Source organism: Nocardioides sp. NBC_00850 (genome assembly GCF_045207335.1).
GTDB lineage: Bacteria > Actinomycetota > Actinomycetes > Propionibacteriales > Nocardioidaceae > Nocardioides.
Genome location: NZ_CP108845.1, coordinates 2,297,967 through 2,315,248, shown reverse-complemented (window position 1 = coordinate 2,315,248; position 17,282 = coordinate 2,297,967). Strand labels below are relative to the sequence as shown.

The 17,282-nt window shown below is 68.7% G+C and carries 16 protein-coding genes and 1 tRNA gene; 8 read left to right on the top strand and 9 right to left on the bottom strand.

The genetic code is table 11. The annotated features are described in order from the left end of the window. Window positions 1-43: 43 nt before the first annotated feature. On the bottom strand, window positions 44-1,429 hold the full coding sequence (gene lysA / locus OH802_RS11385; protein WP_406027930.1) for a diaminopimelate decarboxylase: 1,386 nt from the start codon (window positions 1,427-1,429) through the stop codon (window positions 44-46). Next, a complete protein-coding gene (gene argS, locus OH802_RS11380; RefSeq protein WP_406027928.1) occupies window positions 1,429-3,093 on the bottom strand; it encodes an arginine--tRNA ligase in 1,665 nt (554 codons plus the stop codon). The genes lysA and argS overlap by 1 nt, the downstream gene beginning before the upstream one ends. Before the next feature lie 86 nt (window positions 3,094-3,179). Here argS and OH802_RS11375 point away from each other — a divergent pair. The 3 genes from OH802_RS11375 (at window position 3,180) to OH802_RS11365 (ending at window position 4,552) form a co-directional block, all read left to right on the top strand. Then, window positions 3,180-3,252: transfer RNA gene (locus OH802_RS11375), tRNA-Arg, on the top strand. A 93-nt stretch (window positions 3,253-3,345) separates the two neighbouring features. Then, window positions 3,346-3,891, top strand: coding sequence for an RNA 2'-phosphotransferase (locus OH802_RS11370; RefSeq protein WP_406027926.1), 546 nt, complete (start codon window positions 3,346-3,348; stop codon window positions 3,889-3,891). Further along, entirely contained in the window at window positions 3,884-4,552 is a 669-nt protein-coding gene (locus OH802_RS11365; RefSeq protein WP_406027924.1) for an HAD family hydrolase, read from the top strand. The genes OH802_RS11370 and OH802_RS11365 overlap by 8 nt, the downstream gene beginning before the upstream one ends. Here OH802_RS11365 and OH802_RS11360 read toward each other — a convergent pair. From OH802_RS11360 to OH802_RS11350, 3 genes are read right to left on the bottom strand one after another with little or no spacing between them, the layout of a single operon-like run. Further along, a complete protein-coding gene (locus tag OH802_RS11360) occupies window positions 4,515-5,039 on the bottom strand; it encodes a hypothetical protein (RefSeq protein WP_406027922.1) in 525 nt (174 codons plus the stop codon). The genes OH802_RS11365 and OH802_RS11360 overlap by 38 nt on opposite strands. After that, the gene (locus OH802_RS11355) at window positions 5,036-5,863 is read right to left on the bottom strand and encodes a class I SAM-dependent methyltransferase (protein ID WP_406027920.1); all 828 of its coding nucleotides are present in this window, start codon (window positions 5,861-5,863) and stop codon (window positions 5,036-5,038) included. Before OH802_RS11355 ends, OH802_RS11360 begins: the two co-directional genes overlap by 4 nt. 51 nt (window positions 5,864-5,914) lie before the next feature. Next, a complete protein-coding gene (locus OH802_RS11350; RefSeq protein WP_357359673.1) occupies window positions 5,915-6,121 on the bottom strand; it encodes a DUF4287 domain-containing protein in 207 nt (68 codons plus the stop codon). Window positions 6,122-6,227: 106 nt separating this feature from the next. Between OH802_RS11350 and OH802_RS11345 the strand changes: the two genes are divergently transcribed. Genes OH802_RS11345 through OH802_RS11335 form a run of 3 tightly spaced genes read left to right on the top strand, consistent with a single transcriptional unit; the run spans window position 6,228 to window position 7,608 of the window. Continuing rightward, on the top strand, window positions 6,228-6,833 hold the full coding sequence (locus OH802_RS11345; protein ID WP_406027918.1) for an acetoacetate decarboxylase family protein: 606 nt from the start codon (window positions 6,228-6,230) through the stop codon (window positions 6,831-6,833). A 37-nt stretch (window positions 6,834-6,870) separates the two neighbouring features. Next, window positions 6,871-7,218, top strand: coding sequence for a VOC family protein (locus tag OH802_RS11340; protein WP_406027916.1), 348 nt, complete (start codon window positions 6,871-6,873; stop codon window positions 7,216-7,218). Window positions 7,219-7,272: 54 nt separating this feature from the next. Continuing rightward, complete coding sequence (locus OH802_RS11335; protein WP_406027914.1) at window positions 7,273-7,608, top strand: MazG-like family protein; 336 nt, start codon at window positions 7,273-7,275, stop codon at window positions 7,606-7,608. A 7-nt stretch (window positions 7,609-7,615) separates the two neighbouring features. On the opposite strand, the gene OH802_RS11330 is transcribed toward OH802_RS11335, so the two are convergent. Continuing rightward, window positions 7,616-8,377, bottom strand: coding sequence for a lysophospholipid acyltransferase family protein (locus OH802_RS11330; RefSeq protein ID WP_406027912.1), 762 nt, complete (start codon window positions 8,375-8,377; stop codon window positions 7,616-7,618). A gap of 134 nt (window positions 8,378-8,511) precedes the next feature. Between OH802_RS11330 and OH802_RS11325 the strand changes: the two genes are divergently transcribed. Beyond that, window positions 8,512-9,360 carry an alpha/beta fold hydrolase gene (locus tag OH802_RS11325; protein WP_406027910.1) on the top strand — a complete coding sequence of 283 codons (849 nt, stop codon included), beginning with the start codon at window positions 8,512-8,514 and terminating at the stop codon, window positions 9,358-9,360. Between the two features lie 2 nt (window positions 9,361-9,362). Here OH802_RS11325 and OH802_RS11320 read toward each other — a convergent pair whose 3' ends face one another. Then, on the bottom strand, window positions 9,363-10,310 hold the full coding sequence (locus tag OH802_RS11320) for an LCP family protein (protein ID WP_406027908.1): 948 nt from the start codon (window positions 10,308-10,310) through the stop codon (window positions 9,363-9,365). Beyond that, window positions 10,307-10,972, bottom strand: coding sequence for a hypothetical protein (locus tag OH802_RS11315; protein WP_406027906.1), 666 nt, complete (start codon window positions 10,970-10,972; stop codon window positions 10,307-10,309). The genes OH802_RS11320 and OH802_RS11315 overlap by 4 nt, the downstream gene beginning before the upstream one ends. 220 nt (window positions 10,973-11,192) lie before the next feature. Between OH802_RS11315 and OH802_RS11310 the strand changes: the two genes are divergently transcribed. Next, window positions 11,193-14,939 (top strand): multifunctional oxoglutarate decarboxylase/oxoglutarate dehydrogenase thiamine pyrophosphate-binding subunit/dihydrolipoyllysine-residue succinyltransferase subunit, encoded by a 3,747-nt coding sequence (locus OH802_RS11310; RefSeq protein ID WP_406027904.1) that lies wholly within the window; start codon window positions 11,193-11,195, stop codon window positions 14,937-14,939. 112 nt (window positions 14,940-15,051) lie between these two features. Here OH802_RS11310 and OH802_RS11305 read toward each other — a convergent pair whose 3' ends face one another. Next, window positions 15,052-17,223 carry an MMPL family transporter gene (locus OH802_RS11305; RefSeq protein WP_406027902.1) on the bottom strand — a complete coding sequence of 724 codons (2,172 nt, stop codon included), beginning with the start codon at window positions 17,221-17,223 and terminating at the stop codon, window positions 15,052-15,054. Between the last annotated feature and the right edge of the window lie 59 nt (window positions 17,224-17,282).

Below are 17,282 nucleotides of genomic sequence, written 5' to 3'. Positions count from 1 at the left end.
TGTGTGCCTTCGTCTGCATACCTTGACGGAGGAACGCGCCCGATCAGCCCATGTCGGTCGCGAACAGGTCGTCCTCGGTCTCGCGCCGGACGATCACCCGGGACTCGCCGTCGCGGACCGCGACGACCGGCGGACGCAGGGCGTGGTTGTAGTTGGAGGCCATCGAGCGCCCGTAGGCACCGGTGCCCGGGACCGCGATCAGGTCGCCGGGGGCGATGTCGGCAGGCAGGAACTCGTGCTTGACCACGATGTCGCCGGCCTCGCAGTGCTTGCCGACGACGCGGCCGAGCACGGGCCCGGCGGACGAGGACCGGCCGGCGAGGGTGGCGGAGTAGTCGGCGTCGTAGAGAGCCGTACGGATGTTGTCGCTCATCCCGCCGTCGACGCTCACATAGGTGCGGGTGACGCCGCCGTCGAGGGCGACCTCCTTGACCGTGCCGACCGTGTAGACGGTGCACATCGAAGGACCCACGATGGCGCGGCCTGGCTCGATCGAGAGGTGCGGCACCGCGAGTCCGAAGCCACGGCACTCGTGCTCGACGATCGCGGTGAGCTCCTCGGCCAGCGCCTTGGGCGTCGAGGGGTCGTCCTGGGTGGTGTAGGCGATGCCGAATCCACCACCGAGATCCATCTCGGGAAGCTCGGTGCCGAGCTCGTCCCGGATCCTCGCCTGCAGCGCCAGCACCCGTCGGGTGGCCACCTCGAAGCCGGAGGATTCGAAGATCTGGGACCCGATGTGGGAGTGGAGCCCGCGCATCTCGACGTTCGGGGCATCCAGCAGCCGGCGTACGGCCTCGAAGGCGTCGCCGGAGGAGATCGAGAAGCCGAACTTCTGGTCCTCGTGGGCGGTGGCGATGTATTCGTGGGTGTGGGCCTCGACGCCGGCGGTCACCCGCACCATCACCCGGGCGGTGACGCCGGTCTCGGCGGCGATCGCGGCGACCCGCTCGACCTCGGCGAAGGAGTCGACGATGATCCGTCCGACGCCCGCGACGATCGCCCGGCGCAGCTCCATCGGGGTCTTGTTGTTGCCGTGGTAGCCGATCCTCGCCGGGTCGACCTCGGCGCGCAGCGCGACCGAGAGCTCACCGTTGGAGCAGACGTCGAGGCAGAGCCCCTCCTGTGCCACCCAGCGCGCCACCTCGGTGCACAGGAACGCCTTGCCGGCGTAGTAGACGTCGTAGCCGGTGAAGGCGTCACGGAACGCGCGGGCGCGCTCGCGGAAGTCGGCCTCGTCCAGGACGTACGCAGGGGTGTTGATGTTCGCGACCAGGTCGGGCACCGCGACGCCCCCGACGGTGAGGACACCGTCGGTCTTCTCGGCCGTCGCCGACCACAGCGCGGGCACGAGGGCGTTGACGTCGTCGGGGGTCTTCAGCCACACCGGGGAGGTGCCGGTGAACGAGCCCGGCGATGCGTGGGACGTCATCACATACGCTCCGGGGCCGAGACGCCGAGCAGACCGAGGCCGTTGGCGAAGACGGTGCGGGCGGCGGAGACGAGCGCCAGCCGGGCCAGGTTGACGGGCGCGACCGGCTCGTCGCCCTTGGGCAGCATGCGGCAGTCGTCATCGTCGTACCAACGGTGGAAGATCCCCGCGGTGTCCTCGAGGTAGCGGGCGACGCGGTGCGGCTCGCGCAGCTCGGCGGCGGTCGCGACCACGCGCGGCAGCTCGGCCAGGGCGCGCAGCAGCTCGCCCTCGCGCTCGTGGGTGAGTAGCGAGGGGTCGAAGGTGTCGAGGTCGATCGCCATGCCGAGGTCGGCGGCGTTGGCCATCATCCGGCAGGTGCGCGCGTGGACGTACTGCACGTAGTAGACCGGGTTGGCGCTGTCGGCCTTGGCCCACAGGTCGAGGTCGATGTCGATGTTGGAGTCGCTGGAGTAGCGCGCCAGCGCGTAGCGGGCCGCGTCCACCCCGATCGCCTCGACGATGTCGTCGATGGTGACCACGGTGCCGGCACGCTTCGACATCCGCATCGGCTGGCCGTCCTTGAGGAGGTTGACCATCTGGCCGATCAGGATCTCGAGGTTCTCGTGGGGCGTGTCGCCGAAGGCGGCGCACATCGCCATCATCCGGCCGACGTAGCCGTGGTGGTCGGCCCCCAGCATGATGAAGCACCGGTCGAAGCCGCGCTCGCGCTTGTCGAGGTAGTAGGCGAGATCGCCGGAGAAGTAGGCCCCGTTGCCGTCGGCCTTGATGACGACGCGGTCCTTGTCGTCACCGAACTTCTCGGTCGCCAGCCAGATCGCGCCGTCCTTCTCGTAGACGTTGCCGAGCTCGCGGAGCTTCTCGATGGCGCGCTCCACGGCTCCGGACTTGTGGAGGTTGTCCTCGTGGAAGTAGACGTCGAAGTCGACGTTGAAGTCGTGCAGGCTCTGCTTGATCTCGGCGAACATCAGCTCCACGCCGATCGACCGGAAGACCTCCTGCGGGTCGTCGCTCTCGAGCGCGTTCGGCTCCTTGGCGAGGACCTGCTTGGCGATCTCCTCGATGTACGCCCCGCCGTAGCCGTCCTCCGGGACCGGCTGGCCCTGGGCCCAGGCCAGGAGCGAGCGCGCGAAGCGGTCGATCTGGCCGCCGTGGTCGTTGAAGTAGTACTCCCGGGTGACCTCCGCGCCGGACGCCTCCAGGACACGACCGAGCGCGTCCCCGACCGCGGCCCAGCGGACACCACCGAGGTGCAGCGGGCCGGTCGGGTTGGCGGAGACGAACTCCAGGTTGATGTTGTGGCCCTTGAAGGCCTCGTTGTTGCCGTACGCAGCCCCGGCGGCGACGATCTCGCCCGCCACCTTGCCCTGGGCACCGGCCTCGACGGAGATGTTCAGGAAGCCCGGACCGGCGATCTCGACGTCCGCGATCCCGTCTGTCGCCTTCAGCTTCTCCGCGACCTGCTCGCCCAGCGCACGCGGGTTCATCCCGGCCTTCTTGGCCAGCTGCAGCGCCACGTTGGTGGCGTAGTCGCCGTGGCCCTTCTGCCGGGGTCGCTCCACCGTGACAGTGCTCGGAACGCCGTCGGGAAGGGTGATCGCACCCTCATCGACGAGCGCGGTGAGGACATCGACGACCGCGGTGGAAAGCTGCTCAGGAGTCACGAGGTCCAGCGTATAAGCGCCAGTCGGTTTCACCGTTATCCGTCCCAGCCTGTAGGGTTCCATTCGCACTGCTCGAGCAGTGCATCGCCTCCGTAGCTCAGGGGATAGAGCGCCGGTTTCCGGTACCGTAGGCCGCAGGTTCGATTCCTGCCGGGGGCACAGATGAGACCGCTGGGTGACCAGCGGTTTCTCTCGTTCTCGACCGAAAACCGGCAGCGGACGAGGCCGCCGGCATGCCAGTCTGTGGCCAGCATGGACAACACAGACGTACGCCGCTCCAAGCGGCTCTCACAGGTGCTGAGGCACCGCCCCGAGTCGGTGGGCATCGAGCTGGACCCACGCGGCTGGGTCGATCTGCCCTCCCTCCTCGACGCTCTCGCCGCCCACGGCTTCCCGATGACTCGCGATGACATCGATCGAGTCGTACGCGGCAACGACAAGCAGCGCTTCGAGGTCGACGCAACCCTCGACCGGATCCGGGCGAGGCAAGGACACACCGTCGAGGTGGACCTGGACCTCACTCCCTCCGAACCGCCGGCAGTGCTCTTCCACGGCACACCACGCGCCAACATCGAGTCGATCCTCGCCTCCGGCCTCGACCGGCGCCGGCGCCATCACGTCCACCTCTCTCCCGACCGCGAGACCGCCGAGCGCGTCGGTGCCCGCCGCGGCGACTTCGTCGTCCTCCACGTCGACGCGGCCACGATGCATGCCGACGGGCTCACCTTCTGGCGCACCGACAACAACGTCTGGCTGACGGACGCAGTCCCACCGCACAGATTGACCCTCGATGGCTGACGCACCGATCGGCCATGTGCTCTTCGACGCCGACGGCGTCCTCCAGCATCTCCCCGGAGGTTGGTACGCCGCGGCGGAACCATTCCTCGGCGAGAGCTCGGAGAGCTTCCTCCGAGCCGCCTGGGCGTTGGAGCTGCCCCTGCTCACCGGCGGTGATGTCGACTTCCTGGCGGCGCTGGAGGGCTTGCTCGTGGAGCACGAGTCGTCGGCTTCCGCCGCGGAGGTCTACGCCGCGGTGTGGAGCTCGGCCGAGACGGTCGTGGCGACGGCCGATGTCGTACACCGCCTCCGGGCCGCCGGCTATGGCGTGCACCTCGGCACGAACCAGGCCCCACACCGGAGCAACTTCATGCGCGCCACCCTCGGCTACGACGACCTCTTCGACGTGAGCTGCTACTCCTACGAGCTCGGTGTGGCCAAGCCCGATCCGGCCTTCTTCCACCGAGCGGCCGACTGCATCGGAGCCGGGCCGGGTGAGATCCTGTTCATCGACGACAGCGCCAAGAACGTCGAGTCCGCTCGATCGACAGGCATGCCGGCGATCCACTGGACCTTCGACGTCGGCGACGAGCTCGCGACATCCGGAAACGCGGCGCCGGCCGAGCACACCGGGCACGCCGCCCTCATCGAGCAGCTGGACGCTCATGGAGTTCGCCTCTGATCCGACTTCGTACGTCGAGGATCGGTTCGACAGCGAGGACGGCGGCGACAGCAAGTACGGCAGCGATCGTCAGTCCGGCCTCGCCGGCTTGGGCGACGGCGACGACGGCGGCTGCGGCCACGACGTACGGGCGCAGGAAGGTGCAGGGGCCGAGGATCATCGCGGAAGCGAGGTATCTCAGCTCCCAGCGCAATATTCCGTACGCCGCCAGCGTGAGCAGCACCACAGCCGCAAAAGGGGCGATGAACAGCAAGAACACGCCAGCCGCCGCGGCGTATCCATCGACACCCTGACCGCGGATGCGGAGATCGAGCCCGAGAACGACGAGGGCCGGGAACGCCAGAAGGACGAAGACGACGGCGCCGCGGAGCATGCCGTCGCGGTCCTCGACCGAGTGATCGACCAGGCCGCTGCGTCCCTGCGCGGACCGGAACCCGCTGAAGGCGGCGTCGAGGAGGCCGAGCAGAACGAGGATCACCAGGCTCATCGGCGCACCCCGACGAGCGGACGGAGTACGTCAAGCGCCTTCGGATGCCAGCGCGAGCCTTCGCGCACCTCGATGGCGTAGTCGGGCGCACCACGGCCTGCAGCCGCCAGCAGCGTCTCGGCCGGATGGGCCCGGCGTGCCGACATCACCCCGTCGTGACGGGAGACGGCCTCACGCATCCGCGCCTGATGGAATATCCAGGCACCCATCGTCGACCACAGGCACGGCGCGATGTCCCAGTGCGCGAACGCCGCGACCCCCAGCCGCGCCTGGGCGGCGAAGAACCCGTCCAGCTCCTCCGGTGCGAGGTGGTGCATGAGTCCGCTGGAAACGACCACGGTCCGGGCTCCGTCATCGATGATGACGCCCGGCTCGAACGCGTCACCAGATACGAACCGGCAGTCCAGTCCCTCGCTTGCGGCCAGTCGCGCGGCCTCGGAGACGAGCACGGTATTGAGGTCGACCCCGACCAGCTCGACGCACGGCGGGAGCTCCTCGCGAGCCGCGATCGACCGCAGCACATGCCCGAGCCCACAGCCGACGTCGACCACCCGTACCGGTTCGTCACCGGCAGGAAGCAACGTGCGCACCACCGACGCCACCCGGCGGCCAAGCTGCAGCTCCTCCCCCAGCCGCTGGAGTTCACGATGAATCCGCAGCCCGAGCGCGTCGGTCGCGTCCGCGTCGAGGAAACCGTCCCGCTCAGGCAGCAGGGAAACCGTCCGCGCTGCTCGCGACTGGCCACGGGATCGCAGCAGCGCGACCGCCTCCGCCCGAACCACCGGCTCGCCTGAATCCGACCAGAGCAGGTCGGTGATCTCCAACGGTCCCTCGCGCATGGCAGAAGTGAACCCCATGCGGGACTCTGACGCGGGTCAGACGCCCTCGGCGAGGGTGTGGGCGACGAGGGCGTTGGCGTGACCGTGGCCGAGGGCGTACTCGGTCTTCAGCATGCCGACGAGCTCCATGTGCTTGGTGATCCCGCTGTCGCGGATGATCTGCTGCCACTCCGCGATCGGGCGGCCGTACTTCTTCTCGATGGACGGGAAGTAGGCGGCGGGGCCCTTCACCTGGTCGGTCATCTCTGGTCTCCTTGGGTAAAACGTGGCGACGATCGCCACACGCCTACGCGTCGAACCGAGCATGACCGCTTCGACACGGACCACAACAGAAATTCGGGAGACCCACGTGACCAGCTATCCCCCAGCCCCTTGGCACATGCACGGATCGATGTGGCTCTCGGTCTACCGGCTCGCCCACGACGTCGACGAGCAGCACCCGAAGGGGATCTACGCCGTCGCCCTGGTCGACTACACCGACCCGAGCCCGCTGACCTACCACGAGCTCCTCTCCGCCCGGGTGATCACCGCGTCCAACGGGAAGAAGGCGGTGAGCGTCGTCGACATCTGGGTGGACTCCCCCGACTCCATGGCCGGCGGGCGTACGTTGTGGGCGATCCCGAAGGGGCTGGCCAAGTTCAGCGGAGGGTCGTCCACCAAGGGACCGCTGGCCACCCACACCTGGGAGGCGAGCTCCGACGACGGTCCGATCGCAACGGCGAAGTTCAACGATGTCACCCAGCTCGCCCCGCGCGTGCCGATGCAGGGCAACGTCGAGCAGCCGGGCATCGAGGAGCACCCCGACACCGCCTGGCTCACCATGAAGGGCCGCGCCAAGCTCCTGCCCGCGCGCGGCACCTGGGCCTTCGACCCCGACGGCCCGCTCGCCTACCTCCGCGACGCCACCAAGCTCGGCTCCTTCCGCGGCAAGGGTTTCGAGATCGACTTCGGCTGACCAGGAGTGTCGGTGGTCGCTAGTAGCGTCGATGGGCATGAATGCACTCCACATCGACTACCTCGAGCTCGCGGTCACCGACCTCCCCAGCTCCCGCACCTTCTACGAGTCCGCCTTCGGCTGGTCCTTCAACGACTACGGCGGGATGTACGCCGGGATCGTCGGGCCCGACGGCAAGGACGAGAACGGCGGGATGTACGCCTCCGAGACCCCAGTCGTCCCGCTCCCGTTGATCCGCACGGCCGACCTGGAGGCCGCGGTGGCGGCCGTCGAGAAGGCCGGCGGCACGATCACCGAAGCGCCCTACGACTACCCCGGCGGGCGTCGGTTCATCTTCACCGACCCGTCCGGGAATCGGCTCGGGGTCTACCAGCCCGCTGAGTAGCCCCGATATCTAAGGCTCGACCGGATTACCGGGAGCGCCCTAGACTCCGACCGCATGACCGACGCTACGCCGGCTCTGCTCGCGTATCTGTCCCGGTGGCTCGATGAGTCCCAGGGCGATCGCGACGCGGAAGCCGTTCTCTGGGGGAGAGTCGCGAAGGTGAGCGAAGAGGCAGGCGAAGCCATCGCCACACTCATCGGAGCCACCGGCCAGAATCCCCGACTGAATCCATTCATGGGCAACACCCGCGGCTACGACGACGTCGTCGATGGGCTCCTCGATGTTGCGATGACCGCGGTCGAGCACATGACCGGCAACGACGCGAGGCCGCTCGGCCTCTTCCAGGAGAAGGTCGGCGCCGGCGCCGAACGCGCCGGCGCTCCGACCTAGGTCGAGTTCAGGACTTCCGCTTCGCGGCCTTCCGCTGAGCGCGAAGCCTGCGTTCCTCGGCGTACATCGCCTCGGCCTCCTCGAGCGTGGGGGCCGAGCCGCCGTACGCCTTCGGCAGCCACCACGAACCCGGGGGCTGCTCCTCGGCGGGGTGCGCCTTGATCAGCCGGTCGAGCATGGCCTCCATCTGCGCCTTGAGCGCATCGGTCTCGGCGGCCGGGTCCTCCCCGGTCACCGGCAGCGGCGGGCCGATCTCGATCCCGATCGTCTTGTGACGCGACAGGTCGACCTTCTGACCCTTGGTCATGATCCGCTGGGTGCCCCACAGCACGACGGGGATCAGCGGCACCCCGGCGTCGGCGGCGATGCGTACGGTGCCGGTCTTGAGGTCCTTGATCAGGAACGAGCGCGAGATCGTGGCCTCAGGGAAGATCCCGACGACCTCACCGTTCTGGAGGTACTCGACGGCCTTCTTCATCCCGGCCGCGCCGTAGCTGCGGTCGATCGGGATGTGGTGGAACGAGCGCATCACCGGGCCGCCGACGGGGTGGTCGAAGACCTCCTTCTTGGCGATGAACCGGGTCAGCCGGCCGCGCTCGGCCCCGGGGAACCCGGCCATGACGTAGTCGACGAAGGAGAGGTGGTTGACCGCCAGCAGGGCACCACCCGACTCGGGGATGTGCTCCGCGCCGGTCATGTTGATCTTGATGTCGCCGAGCTTGAACCAGGTGCGAGCCGCGGCGATCGTGACCGGATAGCTGATGTCCATGGCCGAATCGTGTCACGTCGGCATGAACGTCGCCCGACTAGCCTCGCCCACGTGAACGAGCGTCAGCGAGTGAACCGGCCAGACAACACGCCGCCGCATCCGTATTCTCGCCCCTCCTCGACGGAGGCGGCGGCGTGAGCACGCTTTACGTGACGACGACCGACGGGCTCCGGCTGGCCCTCACCGACTTCGGGTCTCCCGGCGACACCCGCCCGACGCTGGTCTGCGTCCACGGCTACCCCGACAACGCCAGCGCCTGGCTCCCGTTGGTGAGGATCCTCGGCAGCGAGCTGCGGATCGTGACCTACGACGTACGCGGCCACGGCAGCTCACAGGCACCTGCCAAGCGCGAGGGCTACCTGATCGAGCAGCTCAACGCGGATCTGCAGTCCGTCATCGACGCGGTCAGCCCGTCGGCGCCGGTGCATCTGCTCGCCCACGACTGGGGCTCGACCCAGACCTGGGAGGCGGTCGCCGGCAACGTGCCGTCCGAGCGGATCGCGTCGTTCACCTCGATCTCGGGACCGAGCCTCGACCAGACCGGGGCCTGGCTGCGTACGCCGGCACGGACCGCCCGCGGCGTCCTCGAACGTCTCAAGCAGGGTGCCGAGTCGACCTACATCGGCTTCTTCCAGGCACCGTTGCTCCCCGAGCTCGCCTGGCGCTCGGGGTTCCTGGACCGGATCGTCGGCGGCTCGGCCGTCGACCGCACCCAGGCCGACCGGATCAACGGCCTCGAGCTCTACCGCGCCAACGCGATCGCCCGGATGGGACACCCTCAGCCACGGCCGGTCACCGTCCCGGTCCAGGTCATCGCCCTGACCGGTGACGTATATGTCAGCCGGGCGCTGGCGACCGAGGCCCCGCAGCCGTACGTCGCGGACCTGACGATCCGCGAGGTCGCCGGCTCACACTGGGTGGTCGCCGATCATCCCGAGCGGATCGCTCCGCTGGTGCGCGACTTCGTCGCCGCGCATGAATGACCTCAGCCGCGGCAGCCGCGGTTGAGCCGGCCGTCGTTGCGCGCGTCGTTGCCCATCGCCCGGGCCGCCCCGACGTTGGGGAAGACGACGCTGGCAGCGCCGGCGTTGCCGATCCCGCCGTGGACGACGCAGGTGCGGATCTTGCCCGGGTTGATCGCCGCGACGGCATTGGCGAGCTGGTAGAGGTCGCGACCGGAGAGGCCGGTGGTGTGCATCTTCTTCATCACCAGCGAGACGCCCTTGGCCTTGAAGCCGATGTCGTACTGCCGAGCGACGATCTTGCGGTGGATGCCGCGGATCACCCGGGACTGGTTGGCCGAGCGGTCGAAGTCACCGCCGGGCAGCGTCTTGCGGGCCCGCGCGAAGTCGACCGAGTGCGGGCCGCTGATGTGGATCCGGCCCTTCTTGAAGCCGTAGGGCGCGACGTACGGATCGCTGAAGGCACGCGGGTTGTCGACGTCGACGCCGCCGATCCCGATCACCATGTCGCTCATGCCGGAGAAGGAGGTGACGAAGACGTACTGCGGCTGCACGCCGACCAGGTTGCCGACGGCGCGGCCCATCAGCTTCGGGCCGCCGTAGAGCAGCGCCGAGTTGATCTTGTCGCGCCCGTGGCCGGGGATGTTGACGTAGGAGTCGCGCGGGATGCTGATGTCGGTCGCATAGCCGGAGGACGGGTTGAAGCCGATCAGGTGCAGCGCGTCGCCGCGGGTGCGGGTGACCTTCTGGCCGGGGCGGGCGTCGGAGCCGACGGCGAGGACCCAGATCGTGCCGCCCTTGCGGGTGTACTTGGCGACGTCGAGACCCTTGGCCCACTTGGTCGCGATCAGCTCCGCGCGCGGCTCGGCGACCTCGGCGTCAGGCACCAGGACCGCGGTCAGCGCGAGGACGACACCCAGCGCGAGCGTGGTCAGGAGGCGGCGGCGTACGAGCGTCGTCATGCGGTTCATGACTTGTCTCCCGAGGGGCTGGACGAGGCGGAGGGCGCCGAGGACGGGTCCAGCGCCAGCTTCTCCTCGCGGGTGATGTTGAAGCCGAAGACGGCCCAGGAGGTCTTGGTCGGCACCATGTCCAGGGTGCCGCGGACGGTCTGGCGTGACGCCCGGTCACCCGTGGTGTCGTAGACCAGCCGCACTCGTGCGACCGCCCCGACCGGGTAGTTGTTGTTGGCCAGCAGATCGACGTGGACGTCGCTGGCGACCACCTCGACCCCGTCGATCTGAGGAGCGATCGTGGCGTTGCTCATCAGGCTCATCTGCTTGCCGGCCCGGGCGATCGCGCCCTTGGAGAAGCCCGGAAAGGACTTCGCGTTGAAGGTGGAGGTCTCGCGCGGGTAGTCACCCCCGACGTACGCCGCCTGCAGCCACCGATCGACGACCTTGGCCACGTTGGTGGAGACCGCCTGGTGCCGGCTCTTGGGGAACTTGCCCTGCACGTGGACGAGCTTCGCGGCCGACTTCACCGTGGCCGCCGGGGTCGGCGACGGGGACGGCGAGGCGGCCTTCTTGTCGGGCTCGCCACCGCATCCGGTGAGTGCCAAGGTGCTGCTCAGGGCCGCCGCCGTGAGTGCCGTTGCGACGCGCGAAAGGCGCCTCGTACTGCTGCTCGTCATGTGGGGAATCCGCCTCATAGACCTGCTCCGGGACCGGGCCACTGTACGCACACCGACCCGGGTTGCGCGTACACCCGGTCGGTAACGCAAGATGTGGGACGGATTACATCCTGTCCACAGGGAGAACCTGCATCGGGCATTTGCGTGTTCGTGGGGATAGCCTTGCCCGTGGGCAACCCATTTCTTACAGTGCGAAAATTCGGAAGAGGCGAATCAAGCCGTGTCCTCAGGCACCCCGTCCCCCAACACTGCCGACATCCCAGCGGAATTCGGCGCCAACGAGTGGCTGGTCGAGGAGATGTACGACCAGTACACGAAGGATCCCAGCAGTGTTGACCCCGTGTGGGTGAAGTTCTTCGAGACCAACGGACAGCCTGGCGCGTCGCCGAACGGCGCCGCTGCCCCGGCGACGCCCGCCGCCGCCCCCGCAGCCAAGGCTCCGGTCTCCCCCGCGCCGGCCACCGCGCCCGCGCCGACCACCCCCGCCTCCGCTGAGGCGCCGGCCGCCAAGGCGGCTCCGGCCCCCAAGGCGAAGCCGCGCCCTGCCGCGCAGGCCGCCGAGCCGGCCAAGGGCACCGCGACGCCCACCCCCAAGGACGCCCCGAAGCCGACCGCCGTCGCCGTCACCGACGAGCCGACCTACACCACGCTGCGCGGCATCCCCGCCGCCACCGCCAAGAACATGGACGTGTCGCTCTCGGTGCCGACCGCGACCTCCGTGCGCAACATGCCGGTCAAGCTGCTGTGGGACAACCGCACGGTCATCAACAACCACCTCAAGCGCGCTCGCGGTGGCAAGGTCTCCTTCACCCACCTCATCGGCTACGCCATCATCAAGGCGATCAAGGCGATGCCGGCGATGAACAACACCTACGCCGAGGTCGACGGCAAGCCGACCCAGGTGACTCCGCCGCACATCAACCTCGGTCTGGCCATCGACCAGCAGAAGAAGGACGGCACCCGCCAGCTCGTCGCGCCCTCCATCAAGGGCTGCGAGCTGATGGACTTCGCCGGCTTCTGGACGGCGTACGAGGACATCGTCCGCAAGGCCAAGGACAACAAGCTGTCCATGGCCGACTACTCCGGCACCACGGTCAGCCTGACCAACGTCGGCGGCATCGGCACCAACAACTCGGTGCCGCGGCTGATGCAGGGCCAGGCCGCGATCATCGGCGTCGGCTCGATGGACTACCCGCCCGAGTTCCAGGGCGCCTCCCCCTCGAAGCTCGCCCAGAACGCGGTCTCGCGGATCATGACGATGACCTCGACGTACGACCACCGGGTCATCCAGGGCGCCCAGTCCGGCGAGTTCCTGGCCACCGTCCACCGGCTCCTGCTCGGTGAGAACGACTTCTACGACGAGATCTTCGCGTCGCTGCGGATCCCCTACGAGCCGATCCGCTGGAACCAGGACATCGACACCACCCACGACGACCAGATCTCCAAGCAGGTCAAGGTCGGCGAGATCATCCATGCCCACCGCGTGCGTGGTCACATGATGGCCGACACCGACCCGCTGGAGTACAAGCAGCGTTCGCACCCCGACCTGCAGATCGAGTCGCACGGGCTGACCCTGTGGGACCTCGACCGCGAGTTCCCGGTCGGCTCCTTCGCCGGCGGCCGCAAGCCGTTCATGAAGCTGCGCGAGATCCTCGGTGTGCTGCGTGACTCCTACGTGCGCACGACCGGCATCGAGTACATGCACATCCAGGACCCCGAGCAGCGCCGGTGGATCCAGGACCGCGTCGAGCGGCCCTACGACAAGACCCCACGCCAGGAGCAGCTCCGGATCCTGTCGAAGCTCAACGAGGCCGAGGCCTTCGAGACCTTCCTCCAGACGAAGTTCGTCGGTCAGAAGCGGTTCTCCCTCGAGGGTGGCGAGACCGCGATCCCGGTCATCGACGAGGTCTGCGAGGCCGCTGCCGAGGCCGGTCTGGACGAGGTCACGATCGGTATGGCCCACCGCGGCCGCCTCAACGTGCTCGCCAACATCGTCGGCAAGTCCTACAACCAGATCTTCCGCGAGTTCGAGGGCAACATCGACCCGCGTACGGTCCAGGGCTCCGGCGACGTGAAGTACCACCTCGGTGCCGAGGGCGAGTTCCTCTCCGACCTGGGCGACACGATCAAGGTCTCCGTCGCCGCCAACCCGTCCCACCTCGAGACCGTCGACCCGGTTCTGGAGGGCATCGCCCGCGCCAAGCAGGACGTGCTCGACCAGGGCGCGGTCTTCCCGGTCCTGCCGCTGCTGGTCCACGGTGACGCCGCGTTCGCCGGCCAGGGTGTGGTCGCGGAGACGCTCAACCTGTCCCAGCTGCGTGGCTACCGCACCGGTGGCACCGTCCACCTGGTCATCAACAACCAGGTCGGGTTCACCACCTCGCCGGGCTCCTCGCGCTCCTCGCTCTACGCCACCGATGTCGCGCGGATGGTCCAGGCGCCGATCTTCCACGTGAACGGCGACGACCCGGAGGCCTGCGTGCGCGTCGCGCGGCTCGCCTTCGAGTACCGCCAGGCGTTCAACAAGGACGTCGTCATCGACCTCATCTGCTACCGCCGCCGCGGTCACAACGAGGGCGACGACCCGTCGTTCACCCAGCCGATGATGTACGACCTGATCGAGCAGAAGCGCTCGGTCCGCAAGCTCTACACCGAGTCGCTGATCGGTCGTGGTGACATCACGATCGAAGAGGCGGAGCAGGTGCTGGCCGCCTACCAGGCTCGCCTGGAGCAGGTCTTCACCGAGGTGCGCGAGGCCGACAAGATGCCGCAGGCCTGGGAGACCGTCCCGGACTACCCCGAGAAGCCTGCCGGCGAGACCGTCACCGCGATCACCAACGATGTGCTGAAGCGGATCGCGGATGCGTACGTCACCCCGCCGGAGGGCTTCACGGTCCACCCGAAGGTGATGCCGCAGCTGCAGCGTCGCGCGACCCAGATCACCGACGGTGGCATCGACTGGGGCACGGGCGAGACGCTGGCGTTCGGGTCGCTGCTGATGGACGGGCGCCCGGTGCGCCTGGCCGGCCAGGACTCGCGTCGCGGCACCTTCGTGCAGCGCTTCGCGACCATGATCGACCGCAAGAACGCCGACGAGTGGACGCCGCTGAACAACCTCACCGAGGACCAGGCGAAGTTCTACGTCTACGACTCGCTGCTCTCCGAGTACGCCGCCCTCGGCTTCGAGTACGGCTACTCCGTCGCGCGGCCGGACTCGCTGGTCCTGTGGGAGGCGCAGTTCGGTGACTTCGTCAACGGCGCCCAGTCGGTGATCGACGAGTACATCTCCGCAGGCAAGACCAAGTGGGGCCAGGACTCCGGTGTCGTGCTGCTGCTGCCGCACGGCTACGAGGGCCAGGGTGCCGACCACTCCTCGGCGCGCATCGAGCGGTTCCTCACGCTGTGCGCCGACGAGGCCATGGTCGTGGCGCAGCCGTCCTCGCCGGCGTCGTACTTCCACCTGCTTCGTACGCACACCCTCGGTGCCGAGCACCGGCCGCTGATCGTCTTCACCCCGAAGTCGATGCTGCGCCGCAAGGAGGCCGCCTCCCAGCCGGCCGACTTCACCTCGGGTTCGTTCCAGCCGGTCATCCCCGACACCGAGGCGGACGCCGCGAAGGTCAGCACCGTCCTGCTGGTCTCCGGCCGCCTCACCTGGGACCTCACGGTCGAGCGTAAGAAGCGGGGCCGCGACGACGTCGCGATCGTCCGCGTCGAGCAGCTCTACCCGTGGCCGACCGAGGAGCTGGCCACCGAGCTCGCGAAGTACCCCAACGCCAAGGTCAAGTGGGTCCAGGACGAGCCCTTCAACCAGGGTCCGTGGCCGAGCTACTACCTCAACGTGGTCCCCGAGCTGGGCCGCGAGGTCGAGCCGATCACCCGCACCGCCTCCTCCACCACCGCCGTCGGCACCATCAAGCGGCACACGGTCGAGCAGAAGGAGCTCATCGACCGCGCCTTCTCCTGATCGCCGGATCGAACCCAATGCCGAGTCGGCGCGTTCTAACGCGCCGACTCGGCGTGGTTTTGGTCCGCGCTTCGCGCGGTCACTCCCTCGCTCGGCGCGAGCTCCGGTCGTCTCAGACGGGGACCGGGACCGGCTCCTCGCTGAGCCCGACCTTGCGGTGCAGGCGGCGCAGCGGTCGCGGCGCCCACCAGGCCGCCTCCCCGAGCATCCGCATGGCTGCCGGGAGGAGGATGCCGCGGATCAGGACCGCGTCGATGAGGATCGCCAGCCCGACCCCGAGGCCGAAGAACTTCATGAAGCTGATGTCGCTGACCATGAACGCGAAGAAGCTGGTCGCGATCAGGGCGGCGGCCGTGGTGACGATCCGGCCGGTGTGGGCCAGCCCCTGCACGACCGCCTCGACGTTGCCGAGACCGCGTCGGCGCATCTCGGTGATCCGGCCGAGCACGAAGACCTCGTAGTCCATCGACAGCCCGAACGCGATCACCAGCAGCAGGACGACCATCGATACGTTCAGCGGCATCGCGGTGAAGCCGAGCAGATCGGCACCGAATCCCTCCTGGAAGATCAACACGGTCGTCCCGACCGTCGCGCCGAGACCGATGACGTTGAGCACCAGCGCCCGGAGCGGCTGCACCAGGCTGCCGGTGAACAGGAACAGGATCACCACCATCGCGATCACGAGCCCGCCGACGGCGTACGGGAGCTTGGCGCCGATCGCGTCGAGCGAGTCCAGCAGCTCCGCGGCGCCGCCACCGACGAGCGCGTCGGTCCCGGCTGGCGACGGGACGGCACGTACGTCACGGACCAGGTCACGCGCCTCCTCGGACTGACGGTCGAGCTGGTTGACGACGGCGAGCTCGTCCGCGCCGTCACCGGGCGGAAGTGCCGGTGTCTTCGAGGCGAGGGTGCCGTCGACGTACGTCCCGACGCGGGTGTCGACACGGTCGACGTCGTCGACCCGGGAGAGATCGGCGGCGTACGTCGCCAGGCTCTCGTCATCGAGGGTCGAGGTGGTCACGACGCGGATGGGGCTGGTGCCGTCGCCGTCGAACTCCTCGCGGAGCAGGTCGCCGGCCTGGCGGCTCCCCGCCGATGCCGGGAGGACGCGGTCGTCGGGGGTGCCGAACTCGATGCCGGCCAGCGGCGCGGCCATCGCGAGCAGGACGGCTACGACGGGGAGCGCGACCCACGGCCGCCTGGTGACGAAGCCGGCCAGCCGGGTCCATAACGGCGCGGCGCCGCCGCGGAGGCCGCGTACGCCTGGGACGCGGAGGGCGTCGATCCGGTCCCCCAGGAGGGTGATCGTGGCAGGGAGCAGCACGACCGCGACCACCGCCGTGATCACCATGACCCCGATGCCGGCGTACGCCGAGGAGCGCAGGAAGTAGAGCGGGAAGACGAGCAGCGAGGCCAGTGAGACCGCGACGGTGGTGGCGCTGAAGACGATCGTCCGACCGGCGGTCTCCACGGCGCGCACGACGGCGTCGGCGTGCTCCGATCCGGCGGCTCGTTCCTCGCGGACTCTCGCGACCATCAGCAGGCCGTAGTCCACGGCGAGGCCGAGCCCGAGGCCGGTCGTCAGGTTGAGGGCGTAGATGGAGACGTCGGTGAAGTTGCCGAGCACCGAGAGCTCAGCGAAGGTGCCGGCGATGGCGAACCCTCCGACTCCGATCGTGACGACGGCGGCGACGACGTTGCCGAAGGCGAGGACCAGCAGCGCGATCATCAGCGGGATCGCGATCGCCTCGGCAAGGCCGAGGTCGGCGCCGATCTGGCTGCCGACCTCCTCGAAGGTCGCGAGCTGGCCGCCGACGTGGACCGTCGTAGCGCCGTCGGCCGCGGTCTCGTCGGAGTAGCGGTCGATCACCGCGGCGGCATCCACCGTGTCCGGGTCCTTCGCGCCGACGGAGATCAGGCCGTGGGTGCCGTCGTCCGAGATCATGCCGGGCCCGGGGGCGTCGAGGTAGGAGACGACGTCGGTCAGGTCGTCGTCGGCTCGGAGGCGGTCGACGAGCGCCTGAGCGTCCTTCGCGGCGGTGCCCTCGGTCACCGCGCCGTCGGCGGCGCTGACGGTCAGGAGGAAGCCGGCCCCGTTGCCGAAACCCTCCTCCAGCGCGGTGGCCGCGAGGCTGCTCTCCGAGGCGGGGTCATCGAAGCCGGCGTCGTCGAGCTTGCCGAAGGCCGAGGTGGCCAGATAGATCGCGCCGAGGAGGGCGATCAGGCCGATCACCAGGACCCGGCGCGGATTTCGCACCACGAGGGTGCCGAGTCGGTGGAACACGATTCCTCCAGAATGAATGTGGGCAGGTGTAAACTTTGCAGGTGTTAACTTTCGCTTTG